The sequence below is a fragment of the Flavobacteriales bacterium genome (assembly GCA_016712535.1).
Lineage (GTDB): Bacteria > Bacteroidota > Bacteroidia > Flavobacteriales_F > PHOS-HE28 > PHOS-HE28.
The window spans coordinates 2139574-2156065 of sequence record JADJQW010000002.1 but is presented as its reverse complement, the minus strand read 5'-3'; the positions used below and the strand labels follow the sequence as shown (position 1 = coordinate 2156065).

Annotated in this window: 14 protein-coding genes; 3 read left to right on the top strand and 11 right to left on the bottom strand. The window is 61.6% G+C overall.

Going from position 1 to position 16492, the window contains the following annotated elements:
- Nucleotides 1–28 precede the first annotated feature (28 nt).
- The 9 genes from IPK70_09045 to thrS form a co-directional block, all read right to left on the bottom strand.
- Entirely contained in the window at nt 29–415 is a 387-nt protein-coding gene (locus IPK70_09045; protein MBK8227305.1) for a DUF1801 domain-containing protein, read from the bottom strand.
- 5 nt (nt 416–420) lie between these two features.
- Nucleotides 421–828, bottom strand: coding sequence for an SRPBCC family protein (locus tag IPK70_09040; GenBank protein MBK8227304.1), 408 nt, complete (start codon nt 826–828; stop codon nt 421–423).
- Nucleotides 829–861: 33 nt separating this feature from the next.
- Nucleotides 862–3819, bottom strand: a complete 2958-nt coding sequence (locus IPK70_09035) for a GH92 family glycosyl hydrolase (GenBank protein ID MBK8227303.1) — start codon at nt 3817–3819, stop codon at nt 862–864.
- Nucleotides 3820–3888: 69 nt separating this feature from the next.
- Nucleotides 3889–4785 (bottom strand): ROK family protein, encoded by an 897-nt coding sequence (locus tag IPK70_09030; protein MBK8227302.1) that lies wholly within the window; start codon nt 4783–4785, stop codon nt 3889–3891.
- On the bottom strand, nt 4782–6083 hold the full coding sequence (locus IPK70_09025; GenBank protein MBK8227301.1) for a sugar MFS transporter: 1302 nt from the start codon (nt 6081–6083) through the stop codon (nt 4782–4784). Before IPK70_09025 ends, IPK70_09030 begins: the two co-directional genes overlap by 4 nt.
- 89 nt (nt 6084–6172) lie before the next feature.
- On the bottom strand, nt 6173–6517 hold the full coding sequence (rplT, locus tag IPK70_09020) for a 50S ribosomal protein L20 (GenBank protein MBK8227300.1): 345 nt from the start codon (nt 6515–6517) through the stop codon (nt 6173–6175).
- A 106-nt stretch (nt 6518–6623) separates the two neighbouring features.
- A complete protein-coding gene (rpmI, locus tag IPK70_09015) occupies nt 6624–6815 on the bottom strand; it encodes a 50S ribosomal protein L35 (GenBank protein ID MBK8227299.1) in 192 nt (63 codons plus the stop codon).
- Nucleotides 6816–6913: 98 nt separating this feature from the next.
- Nucleotides 6914–7432, bottom strand: coding sequence for a translation initiation factor IF-3 (locus tag IPK70_09010; protein ID MBK8227298.1), 519 nt, complete (start codon nt 7430–7432; stop codon nt 6914–6916).
- Between the two features lie 165 nt (nt 7433–7597).
- Nucleotides 7598–9547 (bottom strand): threonine--tRNA ligase, encoded by a 1950-nt coding sequence (thrS, locus tag IPK70_09005; protein ID MBK8227297.1) that lies wholly within the window; start codon nt 9545–9547, stop codon nt 7598–7600.
- Between the two features lie 77 nt (nt 9548–9624).
- Between thrS and IPK70_09000 the strand changes: the two genes are divergently transcribed.
- Nucleotides 9625–10092, top strand: a complete 468-nt coding sequence (locus IPK70_09000; GenBank protein MBK8227296.1) for a very short patch repair endonuclease — start codon at nt 9625–9627, stop codon at nt 10090–10092.
- On the opposite strand, the gene IPK70_08995 is transcribed toward IPK70_09000, so the two are convergent.
- Both IPK70_08995 and IPK70_08990 read right to left on the bottom strand, forming a co-directional pair.
- Nucleotides 10028–10321 (bottom strand): prolipoprotein diacylglyceryl transferase, encoded by a 294-nt coding sequence (locus tag IPK70_08995; protein MBK8227295.1) that lies wholly within the window; start codon nt 10319–10321, stop codon nt 10028–10030. The two genes, IPK70_09000 and IPK70_08995, sit on opposite strands and share 65 nt — an antisense overlap.
- A 104-nt stretch (nt 10322–10425) precedes the next feature.
- Nucleotides 10426–11532, bottom strand: a complete 1107-nt coding sequence (locus IPK70_08990) for a PD40 domain-containing protein (protein MBK8227294.1) — start codon at nt 11530–11532, stop codon at nt 10426–10428.
- Between the two features lie 67 nt (nt 11533–11599).
- Here IPK70_08990 and IPK70_08985 point away from each other — a divergent pair, with 67 nt between their 5' ends.
- Both IPK70_08985 and IPK70_08980 read left to right on the top strand, forming a co-directional pair.
- Nucleotides 11600–12679 carry a PA0069 family radical SAM protein gene (locus tag IPK70_08985; protein ID MBK8227293.1) on the top strand — a complete coding sequence of 360 codons (1080 nt, stop codon included), beginning with the start codon at nt 11600–11602 and terminating at the stop codon, nt 12677–12679.
- Nucleotides 12680–12766: 87 nt separating this feature from the next.
- On the top strand, nt 12767–16432 hold the full coding sequence (locus tag IPK70_08980; GenBank protein ID MBK8227292.1) for a PQQ-dependent sugar dehydrogenase: 3666 nt from the start codon (nt 12767–12769) through the stop codon (nt 16430–16432).
- Nucleotides 16433–16492 lie beyond the last annotated feature (60 nt).

Sequence of the window (16492 nt, the reverse complement as noted above, 5' to 3'; positions counted from 1 at the left end):
GAAGATCAGTTGAGGAAGGGGCATCCGATCAAATGAGTCTGATCCAAGCGCTCACGATGGCTTGAAGCGCATTCGCTTTCGCCTTGATATCCGGGGCATCCTTGAAGGTGATCTGCGCGCGGTCGTTGCCAAGCCATCTGATCAGGCCTTCCGGATCGGGGATGCGCTCCTTCAGCACGATGCCTCTTGCCTTGGCACCAGCATGCAGGATCAGCATCGGCTCCTTCACGTGCTTCGGGCCGTTCAGGGTGGCGAACCAATCCGTGGTGCGATAGCTCGCGGTGTTCCACTTCACGCCCTCCTCGATGGACTTGTCGGCATTGAGGATGATTGCGCGCAACTTGTCGAGTTCCCTGCGCAGCGGGTGCTTGTGCGAATCAAGCAGGGTGGAGGTGACGGGATTGAAACGGACCATGATCCTCAGTTGGCTTCCGCATGCGCCTTGAACCGGTCAAGGATCGCCTGCCAGCCGCTTCGCTGCATCTCCACGGAATTCTCCGTTTCCGCATCGAAGGATTCGGTGACGAGCGTGCCGCCTTCCTTCTCCTGGAAGAGGATCTCGCAGGTACGGCCATCGGTCATGGTGTAGGCGATGCGCTTGAGCAACTGGACATCATCGTACACGCCCTCGAAATCGAAGCTGAAGCTCCCATCGCGCGCGGCCATGGTGCTGCTGAATCCACCGCCAGCGCGCAGATCGTTGTTCGCCTTAGGGCAATGCCAATCATCGCTGGCGGCGTTCCATTGCATGATGTGGGCTGGTTCGGTCCAGGTCTTCCAGACGAGGGCCAAGGGCTTGTTCACATGGGTCGTTACGGTGATGCGCATTGGTACCGTTTGGGTTTGGTAATTGGTCAATCCCTATTCCGCCTCGATCAGCACCTCATCCGCGAAGACCCAGGTGGTGCCGCCCTTGCCGGGGTGCCAATCCGGACAAACGCCTGCGTTCTTCGCGGTGATCGCGATGTAGCGTGCTTTCCTTCCGCCTAGTTCGCGCCATAGCTCGCGCGTGATCCCTCCGTCCGCTTTGCGGTCCACGTCGTGGCTGATCGTGGTGGTGCTCCATTGCCGCTGATTCGTGCTCACGCTGAAGGTGACCTCGCTCGGCAGCCAGATCCAGCTCTTCTGGTCCTGAAGCACGCTCAGGCCCACGCGCTTCAACTTCTGCACGCGGCCCAGATCGATGAGCAGCACCACGTCTTGGTCGCGGTAGCCCTGCCATTCGCCGGTGCGGAAGTCCTTGCCACCGCGCACCCCATCGATCAGCGCGTTGGGGCCGCCGGCGGTGTACTCGTTGGCGAACTTGCTCTCCAGCGTGATGCTGCGCCCGCCTTCGTATTTCGTGTAGGTCGCGGTGACCGGCTTCGAGCCGAAGAGCGGCCCATGTCCTTCGGCCTGCACCATCGATTTGGCTGTTGAAGTGGCGGTGACCGCACAGCTCTGCTTGATCCAGAAGGGCTCCGAATAGGGACGGGGCATGCCCTCGTCGATCCGATACTCGATGCGCGCCCGTTCATCGCTGCTGCTGATGGTGATGAGCAAGCTGTCGGTGAACGCCTGCCGCTCGGCTTGAATGACGGGCGCAGGGGTCCAGGCATCATCAAAAGCGGGGATGAAGCGTCCAGGTGATCCTCCGGCGCGCGGGCCCAGCGTGAAGCGCAACTCGCCGCCCTTCATCAGTTCGTCATGCGGGATGTTCCGGTAGGTCTCAGGCTGCTGGCCATTCCACATGAAGCTCTCCACGTGCGAGCGGTCGTTGCCCATCACCTCGGTGCTCATGCGCCACTGCCTGCCGTTGCCGAGGTCGATCGTGGCTTCCTCGAAGAGCGGCCAGCCGATGGTGTACTCCGGCTTACCCGGACAGATAGGATAGAGGCCCAGCGCGCTCCAGACCAGCCAGGCGCTCATCTGCCCGCAGTCCTCGTTACCGATGAGGCCGTCGGGGGCGTCCGTGTAGAAGTTCTGCATGATGCGCCGCGCGAACACGTCTGTGCTCAATGGTCGGTCGCTCAGGTTGTAGAGGTAGGTGAAGTTGTGGCTGGGCTCGTTGCCATGCGCGTACTGGCCGATGAGACCAGTGATGTCGCTCTGGTCACGGCCCGTGGTCTGCGGCTTCGCGGTGAAGAGCGCATCGAGTTTGCCCGCCAAGCCGCTGGGGCCACCGGTGAGCTGCATGAAGCGATCCATGTCGTGCGGCACGAAGAATCCGTATTGCCAGGCGTTCGCTTCAGTGAAATTGAAGTTCACCTCGTAGGGGTCGAAGGGTTGCATGAAGCCGCCGTTACGCCGCGCACGGAAGAAGCGCGTCTCGGGATCGAATAAGTTCTGCCAATTGCGGCTGCGGGCGTAGAACCGCTGCGCCGTTTCATCCTCACCGATCTTCTCCGCGAAGCGAGCGATGCACCAATCGTCGTAGGCATACTCCAGCGTTCGGCTCACGCTCTCCGGCTCGTCCTCGCTGCTGATGTAGCCGCGCTCGCGGTAGGCCTTCAGCCCGAAATGATCGGCATCCGCGCTGGCCACCATCGCTTCCAAAGCCAACTTGGTATCGAAGCCACGGATGCCTTTTGCATACGCATCGGCGATCACGCTCACGCTGTGGTAACCGATCATGCAATCGGTCTCATTGCCCCAGAGCTCCCATACCGGTAACCTTCCTCCTTGCTGGTAATGCAGCAGGAAGGTCTTGATCCAATCCTCGGTCAACTGCGGCTCCAGCACGGTCATCAGCGGGTGCAGCGCGCGGAAGGTGTCCCACAAGCTGAAGACGGTGTACACGCTGTGCTCGGCCTTGTGGACCTCGCCATCCATGCCACGGTATCGGCCATCCGCATCATTGAAGATGTACGGCGCCACGTAACTATGGTAGAGCGCGGTGTAGAAAGCGCGTTGCTGCTCCTTCGTTCCGCCTTTCACCTGCACCTTGTTCAGCTTGGCGTTCCATGCGGCTTCGGCTTGCGTCCGCACGCGGTCGAAATCCCAATGCGGCACTTCGGCCTCGAGGTTGGCGCGCGCGCCTTCGATGCTCACGGCGCTGATGCCGACCTTCACGACGAGCGGATTATCCAAGGCTCCGAAGCCCAAGCCGACGATGGCGCCGTCGGCGAGGTTCGCCGGCATGACGTCCTCATCGATCCAAGGAGAGCTGAACCGGATGCAGAAGAATAGGCGCTGATGCTTCGCCCAGGAGGAAGAGCTCCGCTCGCCAACGATCTCATTCCGGTTGAAGGTCCCCGTGCTCGCCTTCATGATCTTGTCACGGTGGCGCAGGTCGAGCACGATGCGGGCGTCCTGGCCTTTCGGGTATTCGTAGCGATGCACCCCAACCCGTTGCGTTGCCGTGAGCTCGGCCACGATGCGCGCCCCGGGCACGCGCGTGGGCCTCGCGTCGACGATGGAGTGCATGTCGGCAGGTGATCGCGGCGGCCCGGTGAGTTCAACCTTGTAGTACCCGGCGTGCGCTTCTTCCGTGGCATGGTCAAAGACTGATGCGGTGGCCCGGCGGTCGAAGGCCATCCCACCGCTCCCCGCAACGGGCGTGATCAGCACGTCGCACAGATCCGCCACGCCTGTTCCGCTCAGGTGCGTGTGGCTGAAGCCGTAGATCACGCTATCGCTGTGGTGGTAGCCGCCGCAGCCGTCCCAATCCATGTAGCCATCGGAGCGGGTATCGGGGCTGAGCTGCACCAATCCGTTGGGCACGCAGGCGCCGGGGAAGGTGTGGCCATGGCCGCCCGTGCCGATGAAGGGGTTGACGAGGTCGCGGGCTGGATTTACCTGAGCGTAGCCGAAGCCGCGAAGCAACATGCAGATCGCCATCAGCACGAGGCGCGTCGACGCTCCAGGTCGACCGGCTGGATTGGAATGGTCGTGGTAAGCCATTTCTTATTAGAGGGTTCCAAGCGCCGCCGCCCCCAGCAGCGCCGCGTCGTCATCCGGCAAAGCCGATACCGTAAGGTCCACGCGGCCCTGATAGATGTTGAGCAGGTTGGCGTGGAAGCGCTCGCGCAGCGGGGCCATGAGCAGGTCTCCGTTGCGGGCGATGCCGCCGAAGAGCACGATGCGCTTCGGGCCTGTGGCGCATACCGCGTTCGCCAGGCCGATGCTGAGCCATTCCGTTGTGCGCCGGAAGCAGGCGATGGCAGCCGATTCACCAGCATGCGCGAGGTCGGCGATGGTCTTCACGTCGGTGGGATCCGCGGTGCCGTCTTCCTCGGCATAGGTGGCCAGCATGCCACGGATGCTCACGTAGGCCTCCAGGCAGCCCTTCCTTCCGCAGGTGCAGGCACGGCCTTCGGGCTGGAGTATCGTATGTCCGAGCTCTCCCGCATTTCCTGCGCTGCCCAGCACGAGCCGGCCATTCACGATGAAGCCGCTGCCCACACCGGTGCCGAGCGTCACCACCAGGAGGTCATCGATCCCGCGACCCGCGCCATAACGCCATTCGCCGAGGGCAGCCGCATTCGCATCGTTGCCCAAGGTGGACGGGACGCCGAGACGGTCGCTCATCATCCGCGCCAAGGGCACGTCGTGCTTCCATGGCAGGTTGGGCGCCATCTCGATGATGCCCGTGAGCTGATTGGCGTTGGGCGCCCCGATGCCGATTCCGACCAGCGGTTCGCGCGCATCATTGATCAATTGCTTGGCCGTTTCCGCCAAGGCATCCGCGAACGCGTGGTCATCGGCGTGGCCGGTTGTGGCGAGCCGCGCGCGAGCAATCACCTTCCCGTCTTTCACCACGCCCAGCTTGCTGGTGGTGCCGCCGATGTCAATGCCGAGGATCATGCAGTGCGGCGCTTGGTGTAGAAGCTGTAAGCCAGGATATATCCGTAACAGAGCAGCAGCAGCACGAACGCCGCCTTGAAGCCGAAACCATCGGCCAGGCGTCCGAGCAGTGGCGGGATGAAGGCTCCCCCGGCGATGGCCGTGCACAGGATGCCAGATGCCTGAGGCTTCATGTCGCCCATGCCTTCGATGGCCTCGGTGAAGATGGTGGGGAACATCACGGAGTTGAAGAGCCCTACGGCGAGGATCGACCACATGCTCATGAAGCCCTGCGTGTTCATGCTGACGGCGGTGAGCGTGATGGCGATGATGGCGAAGGCCCCCAGGACCACAGGGGGGCGCATGACCTTCGTGAGCACAGAGCCCATGAAGCGGCCCAGCATGGCGCCGCCCCAGTAGAGCGCCACGAAGGCGCCGACGACGCCTTTCGCGTCTACCTGATCGAGCGGTTTGCCGTGCAGCATGGCGGCGATGCTGCTCATGATCGCATCCGCGCGCACCGCGGTGGCCAGGTCCATGCTCAGGAAATAGTTCACCAGATAGGTGCCGATGGCCACTTCAGCGCCCACGTACACGAAGATCCCGAATGCGCCCAGCAACAGCCGCGGGTGGGAGAGGGCCTGCCAGTAACTGCCCGGGTGCTTCCTCTCGAGGATCTCCGGGAGCCGCGCCAGGGCCACGATCAGCGCCAACAGCAACAGAGCGCCCGCCAGCACGATGAATGGCCCTTGCACCGCGCTGGCCTCGCTGAGGTAGTAGGCTTCCCGGTCGGTTGCGGAGAGTGCCGCGATCGCATCGCCGCTCAGGATGCGATCGCTCAGTATGAATTGCGCTCCCAGGATCGGGGCGATGGTGGTGCCCACGCTATTGAAGGCCTGGGCGAGGTTCAAGCGGCTGCTCGCACCGCGCTCCTCACCAAGCACGGCCACGTACGGGTTGGCGGCCACCTGAAGAATGGTCATGCCTGCTGCGAGCGTGAAGTAGCCGAGCATGAAGAGCGGAAACATGCGGAGCCCGGCAGCGGGCCAGAACAGAAGGCAACCGAGCCCCATGGTGGCCAGGCCGATCAGCATGCCCTTCTTGTACCCGATGCGTGAGAGCAGCCATCCTGCCGGGATGCTCACCAGTCCGTAGGCGATGAAGAAGGCGAACTGCACCAGGCCCGCTTGGAAGTACGTGAGCTCGAAGACTTCGCGCAGCCGAGGGACCAGCGAATCGACCAGCACGGTGATGAAGCCCCACATGAAGAAGAGGCTGGTGACGGCAGCGAAGGGCGCCAGAAAGGATCGCTTGCTCATGGGCTTCGGCCAAAGATGCTCGCCAGAATGATCCGAAAAGCAGAAGGGCCGCCCTTGCGGGCAGCCCTTCTCATTATTCAGTGAACAGCCTACTTCACCTTGTTCACGATCGCGGCGAAACCGGCGGCGTCGCTATAAGCGATCTCCGCGAGCGCCTTGCGGTCGAGATCGATGTTGGCCTGCTTCAGCTTGTTCATCAGCACGCTGTAGCTGATGCCGTTGATGCGCGCGGCGGCGTTGATCCGCTGGATCCACAGGCCGCGGAATTCGCGCTTCTTGAGCTTGCGGCCGTCGTACGCGTGCACGAGGCCCTTCTCCACCGTGTTCTTCGCGACGGTGAGCACATTCTTTCGGCGACCGAAGTTGCCCTTCGCCATGTTGAGGACCTTCTTCCTCCTCGCCTTGGCGGCTACTTTATTCTGACTGCGTGGCATGTTCCACTTGGGTTTTCGGGCGTGAGCGTCGGCTCGATGACCGGTCTTTGGTGCTGCACGTCCTGGTTAACGCTACCGATTATTACCCTGGAGCGGTTGGGGTTGCTTACTTCAAGAGGTCGAGCACGTTCTTCCTATCCACCGCGGCGATCACGCCGGTCTTGGTAAGGGCGCGCTTGCGCTTGGTCTCCTTCTTGGTGAGGATGTGGCGCTTGAATGCGTGCTTGAACTTGATCTCGCCGGTGCCGGTGAGCTTGAATCGCTTCTTCGCACCGGACTTGGTCTTCATCTTAGGCATGGGCTGTCGTCTTTGGTCTTTGTCATTCCGGGCTTGAACCGGAATCGCTTTGATCTTTCGCTGGTTGCTCGTGTGCCCTTTGGGTCAACCGCCCGGGGTCATTTCTTCTTCTTCGGGATCAGGTACATGATCATGCGCTTGCCTTCGAGCTTGGGCATGCTCTCCACCAACCCGATGTCCTCCAAGTCCTGGGCGAACTTCAGGAGCAGGATCTCCCCGCGCTCCTTGAACACGATGCTGCGACCGCGGAAGAACACGAAGGCCTTCACCTTGTGGCCCTCTTCGAGGAAGTTGCGCGCGTGCTTCAGCTTGAAGTTCACGTCGTGCTCATCGGTGTTCGGCCCGAAGCGGATCTCCTTCACCTCCACCACCGTCTGCTTGGCCTTGATCTCCTTCTGCTTCTTCTTGAGGTCGTACAGGAACTTCTTGTAGTCGGTGATGCGGCACACGATGGGCACAGCCGTGGGGCTGATCTCCACCAGGTCCAGGCCCAGGTCCTCGGCCATGCGCAGCGCCTGGCTGAAGGGGTACACGCCCTGTTCGATGTTCTCGCCCACGAGGCGCACCTCATTCACGCCATAGATCTTATTGTTGATCCGGTGCGGGTCTTCTTTGATGACACGGCCGCGGAATGGGCGACGCGGGCCGCTGCCACCGGGGCGCGGACCACTGGGACGGAAGGGAGGACCTGCCACTTATTGGGGTTTGGTTCGGCCTCCGGGAACACCTGCCCCGGAGTTTGAGGGCGCGAATATCAGCATCTTTCCCTATCCGCCAGCACGTTAAGCCGCCGTTGCCTGTCCCAGCTGCACCTCGATCCGCTCCCGGATCACCTGGGCGAAGGCTTCAACGGTCACGGAGCCGGCATCGCCCACGCCATGTTCCCGCAGGCTCAGGGTTCCGCTTTCCACCTCTTTCTCGCCCAGGATCAGCATGAAGGGCGTCTTGGCCAGTTCCGCATCCCGGATCTTCCGGCCGATCTTCTCGCTGCGCTCATCGAGCTCGCACCGGATTCCCAGCGCTGCCAATTGGGCCTGCGCCTGCTTGGCGGCATCAACGAATTTGTCGCTGATAGGCAGGAGGATGGCCTGCTCCGGGGTGAGCCACAGCGGGAATCGGCCTCCGGTATGCTCGATGATCAGGGCGATGAAGCGCTCCAATGAACCGAAGGGCGCCCTGTGGATCATGACAGGTCGGTGGCGAGCATTGTCGCTGCCCACATATTCCAATTGGAATCGTTCCGGGAGATTGTAATCCACTTGGATGGTGCCCAGTTGCCAGCGGCGGCCCAGCGCATCGCGCACCATGAAGTCGAGCTTCGGGCCATAAAAGGCAGCTTCGCCATACTCCACCACGGTCTTCATGCCGCATTCCGCTGCCGCGTCGATGATGGCTTGTTCAGCCTTCTGCCAATTCTCGTCGCTGCCGATGTATTTGCTCCGGTCCTCCTTGTCGCGCAGGCTCACTTGCGCTTCGAATTTCTCGAAACCCAAGGCCCTGAGCACCAGCAGCACAAGGTCAATCACCTTCAGGAACTCTTCTTTCACCTGGTCCGGGCGGCAGAATAGGTGGGCATCGTCCTGCGTGAAGCCGCGCACCCGGGCGAGGCCATGCAATTCACCGCTCTGCTCGTAGCGGTACACCGTGCCGAACTCGGCGAAGCGCAAGGGCAGATCCTTGTAGCTGCGCGGCCGGCTGGCGAAGATCTCGCAATGGTGCGGGCAGTTCATGGGCTTCAGCATGAAGAGCTCACCCTCTTGCGGCGTATTCATGGGCTGGAAGCTGTCCTTGCCGTATTTCTCCCAGTGCCCGCTGGTCTCATACAAGGCCTTGCTGCCGATGTGCGGCGTAGCCACCTGCACGTAACCGGCCTTTTCCTGCGCCTCCTTCATGAAGTTGATGAGCCGCTCACGCAAGGCAGCGCCCTTCGGCAGCCACAGTGGCAAGCCTGCGCCAACGCGTTCGCTGAAGGTGAAGAGGTCCATCTCCTTCCCCAGCTTGCGGTGGTCGCGCTTCTTGGCCTCCTCAAGGAGCATGAGGTGCTCGTCAAGCTCCTTCTGCTTCGGAAAGGTGATGCCGTAGAGCCGCGTGAGCTGCTTGCGCTTCTCATCACCTCGCCAATAGGCACCTGCTACGCTCATCACCTTCACGGCCTTGATGAACGAGGTGTCCGGGATGTGCGGCCCGCGGCACAGGTCGGTGAAGCCGCCTTGGGTGTAGAAGGTGATCTCGCCGTCGTTCAGGCCTTCGATCAGCTCCAACTTGTACTCATCCCCCTTCTCCGTGAAATAGGCGACCGCATCGGCCTTGCTCACCTCTTTGCGCTCGAATGCGCTCTTCTTCGAGGCCAGCTCTTTCATCTTGGCTTCAATGGCCGCGAAGTCGCCGTCGCCGATGGACTTCTCGCCGAGGTCGATGTCGTAGTAGAAGCCGTTCTCGATGGGCGGACCGATCCCGAATTTGGTTCCCGGATACAATGCTTCGATCGCCTCGGCCAGCAGGTGCGCGCTGCTATGCCAGAAGGTGCTCTTGCCTTCTGCATCGTTCCAGGTGAGCAATGAAAGGGTGCAGTCGCCGGGCAGGGGCCGGCTGGCGTCACGCACTTCGCCGTTCACTTTGGCGCTGAGCACGTTGCGCGCGAGTCCTTCACTTATGCTCCTGGCCACATCCATGGCCGTTGCGCCTTGCGCGAATTCCCGCACGCTGCCGTCCGGAAGGGTCACTTTGATCATTTCTGTTCGCTTCACGTCCGTACAAATGGCCGCTGAAGGGCTGCGAAAGTAGGCCCAGGGCAGCGAACCTTTGGGCCATGCCGCGCCGAAGTCCGAAGCCAGCCAACGCCCTGGTTAGCGCTACCATGAGCCGGATCAGGGCCAAGGACACCAAGCCTGAGCTGATCGTGCGCGCGTGCCTGCGTTCTGCCGGCCTCATCGGATACCGCTTGCATTATGCCAGAGCGCCTGGCCGGCCCGACATCGCTTTCGTGAACCGCAAGCTCGCTGTTTTCGTGCACGGCTGTTTCTGGCACGGCTGCCCGCATTGCCAGCCGCCCAAGCCCAAGCGCAATACCTGGTACTGGGGGCCGAAGCTGGAGCGCAACCAAGAACGCGACGTCGAGAAGGCGACTGCGCTGCGACGTGAAGGTTGGCGCGTGATCACGCTCTGGGAATGCCGCATCAAGCGCGCTCCTGATGCTCAAGCAGCGCGCGTGCTCAGGGCTTACGACGCCCGGACAGCCGTACGAAGAAGCGCTTCTCGAAGGCCCAGAAGAAGCTGAACTGACCGAGTAACGCGCCGTAGATGAGCAGCAGGGCATTGTACACGGGCAGGATCAGGATGTAATAGAGCACCGTGAACAGCAGCGGAGGGTCGCCGGCATCGCCACTGGCCCAAGCCACCAAGGGCTTTTTAAGGAACATGACCGTGAAACCGGTGAGGGCGAAGACCAGCAGGATGATTCCGACGCGCGCTGAGGACACGCCCCACCGTTTCGCTAAGCGCTGCACCCAACTGGCCTTCGCTTCCTGCGCTTCCATCGTGAGCTGCGAAGATCGCTGCAGATCAGGGCATGACAGGTGCTCTGCTGAAGAATACCCCGATCGCGGCAGGCTCAATCGGCCCACTCGGCCAGGAAGAGGTTCGTCTCCCGTGTGCCGCCATTGTTGCGGTTGCTGCTGAACACCAGATAGCGCCCATCGGGACTGAACACCGGGAATGCATCGAAGGTATCGCCATGGCTCACCTGCTCTAGGCCAGTGCCGTCGGCGTTGATCATGAACAGGGTGAACGGGAATCCGCGCTTGCTGAGGTGGTTGCTGGCGAAAAGGACTCGCTTGCCGTCGGGGTGCCAATAGGGCGCCCAGTTCGCCTGGCCAAGAGAGGTGATCTGCCGGGCGTCGGTCCCGTCGGCGTTGGCAACCCAGAGCTCCATGTTGGTGGGCATCACAAGGCCTTCCTTCAGCAAGGCCCGGTACTCCTCTTCTTCAGCCGCGGTGCGCATGCGCGATGCGCGCCAGAGCAATTTGCTGCCATCGGGGCTGAAGAATGCGCCGCCATCGTAACCGAGCGTGCTGGTAACGCGCCGGACATCAGTGCCATCGAGCTTCATGGTGTAGAGATCAAGGTCGCCGTCGCGCATGCTGGTGAACACGATCCGGTCGCCTTTAGGCGAAACGGTCGCTTCCGCATCATAACCTGGTGTTTCCGTGAGCTTGCGGAGCAGTTTCCCGTTCAGGTCCGCCACATGGATGTCGAAGCTCGCATAGATGGGCCATACGTACTTCCCATCGGCCCGGCGCTCGGGAACGGCTGGACAGGCGGCGTTGTGCTCGTGCGTGCTGGCGTATAGCACCTCCTTGCCGTTGGGCATGAAGTAGCTGCACGTGGTGCGGCCGCCTTTCACGCTGATGAGCGCAGGCCGCTTTGCGCGAAGGTCATCGGTGAACGGATTGAACACATGGATCTGGTCGCAGCTCTCTCCCCAAGCCGGGTTGGTGCTCTGGAACACGAGACGTTGGCCATCGAAGCTCCAATACGCCTCAGCGTTATCGCCACCGAAGGTGAGTTTCTTCAACCGCTTGAAGTGCCGCTCATCCGGATGGATCAAGGTGCTGTCCCAGCCAGTTACAGCATCGTCGGGAGCATCGGGAGCCACGATGTGCTTCGCTCTAGAGCATTGCACCAGTGCGGTGATGAGGGCGATAAGGGCGAGGCGCATGGCGGATTGTTCGGGCCGCGAATCTACCTGCCGCCCGTCAGCCGACCGCCGCTGATAACTTGTCCGCATGGCCACTGCTGGGAAATCCGTCAAAGGACGCGGGGCGGCCGATCAACCGGCCAATCGCTTCTTGCGCAACAGCTACGGCATCGTGCATCCTGAAGGCATCGATGAGCCGCTGGACGACGCGCGCCCGACGCGCTATCTGCTCGAGGAGCCCCGCACCATCGTGAACCGGGTGAACAGCCCCGACCTGCCCTTCGTGTACAGCTTGAATCCGTACCAAGGCTGTGAGCATGGATGCGCCTATTGCTATGCGCGGCCCACGCACGAGTATTGGGGCTACAGCGCCGGGCTGGATTTCGAGCAGGTGATCCTGGTGAAGCGCAATGCGCCGGAGTTGCTGCGACAGAAATTGATGAGCCAGCGCTGGGAGGCGCATCCCATCAGCATCAGTGGAGCAACGGACCCGTACCAACCGAAGGAGCGCGTGGAAGGGCTCACCCGCCGGTTGCTCGAAGTGGCGCTGGAGTTCAAGCAGCCGGTTTCGTTGATCACCAAGAACGCGCTGGTACTGCGTGATAAGGACCTGCTCGCGGAGTTGGCCATTCAAGGCCTGGCCTCCGTGGCCATCAGCATCACAACATTGAACGAGGATCTGCGGCGTATCATGGAGCCGCGCACCAGCACAGCTGCCAATCGGCTTCGGGCAATCACCGAATTGCGCGCAGCCGGGGTGCCCGTGATGGCGATGCTGGCACCGGTCATCCCAGCCTTGAATGAACCAGAGATACCGGAATTGATCAAAGCCGCTGCAGCGGCCGGCGCGCTCACAGCAAGCTATACGGTACTGCGCACCAACGGTGCCGTTCGGCCGATCTTCGAAGCTTGGCTGCGGTCGCATTTCCCCGATCGTGCGGAAAAGGTGCTGGCGCAGACCCGTGAGCTGCATGGCGGCGATGTTTCGGATAGCGTTGCTGGCCGCCGCATGCGAGGGCAGGGGGCTTATGCAACCAGCATCAACAGGATGTTCAGCGTGCTGCGCTTGCGCCATTTCGGCGATTCGGGGATGCCAGCGCTGCGTTGCGACCTGTTCAAAAGACCGCCCCAAGGCCAACTCGGCTTGTTCGATTATCCCGGGGCGTGATCCCGGGCAGGCCAACAACCCTCAACTTCGCGGCACGTAGTAATGGTCAATCCAGTGCTGACGCCCTTCAGATTCCTCCGAACGGCAATGCTCTTGTGCTGTTTGCACGTGTGCGGCTTGCACGCCCAAACGCTCCCGGCTGGATTCGTCTCGTCGCTGGTTTCCGATGGCTGGTTCAGCCCGGTAGGCGCCACTTGGGACGCCAATGGCCGCATGTACGTCTGGGAGAAATCGGGCCGGGTGTGGATCGTGGAGAATGGGGTGCGACTGCCATCGCCGATGCTGAACTTGATCGAGGAGGTGGGCAATTGGGCCGATCACGGCATGCTTGGCTTCGCGCTCGACCCGAACTTCACCACCAACGGCCGCATCTACGCGATGTACGTCGTGGATCGGCACCACCTGATCAATTACGGCACGCCGAACTACAGCTCCTTAACCAATGATTTCGGTACGGCCACTATCGGCCGGATCGTCCGCTATACGGCTATCGGTCCGAGCTTCAACACCGTGGATCCTGCAAGCCGAACGGTACTGCTCGGGGAGACCATCACCACCGGGGCGCCCATCCTCTATAACACCCACGGTGTGGGCACATTGCTCTTCGCACCGGATGGCACCCTGCTCGCAACGATCGGGGAAGGCGCCAGCGCGGCTACTGCTGACCTCGGCAGCGCATCGGAGAGCTACTTTGCCCAAGCGCTGAATGATGGCATCATCACCGCTGCGGAGAACGTTGGGGCGTTCCGGTCGCAGCTCATCAATTCGTTCAGCGGGAAGGTGCTGCGCATGGATCCCGCTACGGGCGATGGCGTGCCGAGCAATCCGTTCTACGACCCGGCACAGCCTAGAGCGCCACGTTCACGCGTTTGGGGCCTTGGGCTGCGCAACCCGTTCCGGATGACGCACAAGCCGGGCACCGGGAGCACCGATCCCGCTGCAGGCGATGTCGGAACGCTCTTCATCGGCGATGTGGGCTGGTATACCTGGGAAGAGATGAACGTTTGCACCCAGGCGGGCCAGAACTTCGGCTGGCCGCTCTTCGAGGGCCTCAGCCCTGCGCCTGGATACCCGGACGTGGACATCGAGAACCGCGATGCCGAGAATCCGCTGTACAATGGCGTGAGCTGCACCTCGCGCTATTTCCGCTTCAAGGACCTGTTGAAGGAGGACACGCCTGTGCATGTGAACGGCCATCCGAATCCATGCGACGCAGGCCAACAGGTGCCCAACTACATCCCCAAGTTCTTCCATAGCCGACCCAGCATCGATTGGCGGCACGGCAACCAATCACGATGCGGGGCATTCAATGGCGGCAATGCGATCACGTTCGACCTCGACGATCCGTTATCGCCCGTGCCGGGGCCGCGTTTCGGAGGTAACGCACCTGTGGCAGGTCCATGGCGGGCATGGAGCGGGTTCCCGGCGCAATACCAGAACAGCGCCTTCCACGCGGATTATGCCCTAGGCTGGATCAAGCGCTTCGTGTACAACGCGCAAGGAGATATCCAGACGGTGCATGATTTCGCAAGCGGGTTGGGCATGATCAGCTGGATGGGGCAGGGGCCCGATGGCTGCCTCTACTACCTGAAATACGGAACTGGCGCTGAGCTGCGGCGCATCTGCAACACCACCACAGTGAACCTGCCGCCAGTAGCGGTTGCCACGCAGAGCGTGCAATTCGGTCCAGGACCCTTGAGCGTGAGCTTCACCGGCAGCGGGAGCAGTGATCCGGAGAACGGTGCGCTCACCTATCTCTGGAACTTCGGCGATGGCGGCAGCACGTCGAGCGTCCCGAATCCCTCACGGGTATTCAACGCACCGGCCGGGCAGCCGGCCATGTTCACCGTAACGCTTACGGTCACGGACAACTTTGGGCTGCAGGCCACGAAACAGCTCATCGTGAGCGTGAATAACACTCCGCCTTTGGTCGCCATTACCAGCCTCAACAATGGCGCAACCTACCCGGTGGGGATTGATACTGTATTCCAGCTGACCGCCTCCGTGACCGACGCGCAGCATGGGCCCTCCCAACTCGCCTATGCCTGGCAGACCACCTTGGTGCATGGGAACCACGAGCATCAAGGGCCGATCTATTCGTTCGTGAGCGGGAACATGACGACCAATGGTGAAGGCTGCGACGGGCAGACCTACCATTACCGCGTTGACCTCACGGTGACCGATGCCCATGGGCTTACCGGAACAGCCAGCAATGTGCTCTTGCCGCGGTGCCAGGCCGTAGCCCCGGTAGCGATCATCCAAGCATCTGCCCTGGCCGGCCTCGCTCCTTTCGCCGTGCAATTCGATGGAACCGGCTCCTACGACCCCGGGACAATCGTGAGCTATGAATGGGACTTCGGCGATGGCACGAGCAGTACATTGCCTGCACCGCTGAAGACCTTTTTGAACGCCGGGGACCGTACCGTGACCTTGCGGGTGACGGATAATGATGGCCTTATCGGCATCTCCACGCGCACCATCAGCGCATTGGCCTTGCAGCCGCCGCAATGCGCCGGGCTCTCAGGCGGTTTGACCCGCCAGGTCTGGAACAACATCGGCGGCACCAGCATCCCGGACCTCACCGGGCATCCGAGCTACCCGAACAGCCCTTCAAGCGCCAGTGTGATCACCAGCTTCCAAGGCCCTGCCAACATCGCCAACAACTATGGCACGCGCGTACGCGGCTACCTCGTGGCGCCCGAGACCGGGACCTATACTTTCACGGTGACCAGCGACGATGCCAGCGCTGTTTATCTCAGCCCGAATGCAGAGCAGGTCCACAAGCAGCTCATCTGCTCCGTGCCGGGCAACACGCTTGCTGCCGAGTTCAACAAATATGTTACCCAAACCAGCGCAGCGTTGCAGCTGGTAGCTGGTGCGTATTACTACGTGGAACTCCTGCACAAAGAAGGCTCCTCCAACGATCACTTCGCCGTTTACTGGCAGACCCCCTCGAACAGCAATCGCACGATCGTGCCAGGAAGCGCGCTGGTGCAATGGGCGGATTGCCCGCCGGGATTGCGTTTACGGGCCAACCTGCAAGGGCCCTATGATGCTGCCAACAATCTCATGCGCGACAATCTGCGCGCTGCGGGCTTGGTGCCGCTTGCGCAGCCCTATTCTGCGCTCGGGTACAGCTTCGTTGGCGGCGGAGGAACAGAAACCATCAGCGCCACGAGGCTTTTGGAAACCGGCCCTAACGCCGTTGTCGATTGGGTCGTGGTCGAACTGCGCAACAAGAATAATCCCGCGCAGGTGCTTGCTTCAAAGGCCGCATTGCTTGAACGTGATGGAGATCTTGCGGGAACCGATGGATATGCTCGCCTCAATTTCAGTTTGCCCAACGACGACTACTACGTGGCCATCAGGCACCGCAACCACTTGGCGGTGATGTCTGCAGCCCCGCGACGGCTCGATGCGAATGAGGCCGTGCTCGATTTCACCCTGGCCAGCACGCCTGCATACGGTTCGCAGGCGAGGACGACGCTTTCCAATGCGCGCATGGCTCTCTGGTGCGGCGATGTGAACCGGGACGGCACCTTGAAGTATGTGGGCTTGGGCAACGACCGGGACCCGATCCTTCAGGCAATCGGCGGATCGCTGCCCTCGGCCACGCTTGCAGGCTATCGTTTGGAGGATGTGAACCTAAGCGGCGTGGTCAAATACACCGGTGCGGATAACGACCGCGACCCGATTCTGGTCAACATCGGGGGAAGCGTGCCCACGAGCACCCGGGCGCAGCAGTTGCCCTAGGGCACCAAGGATTGACATTGGTCTTCTTGAAGGATATTTTCGTCGGCTCAATAAGCCTAT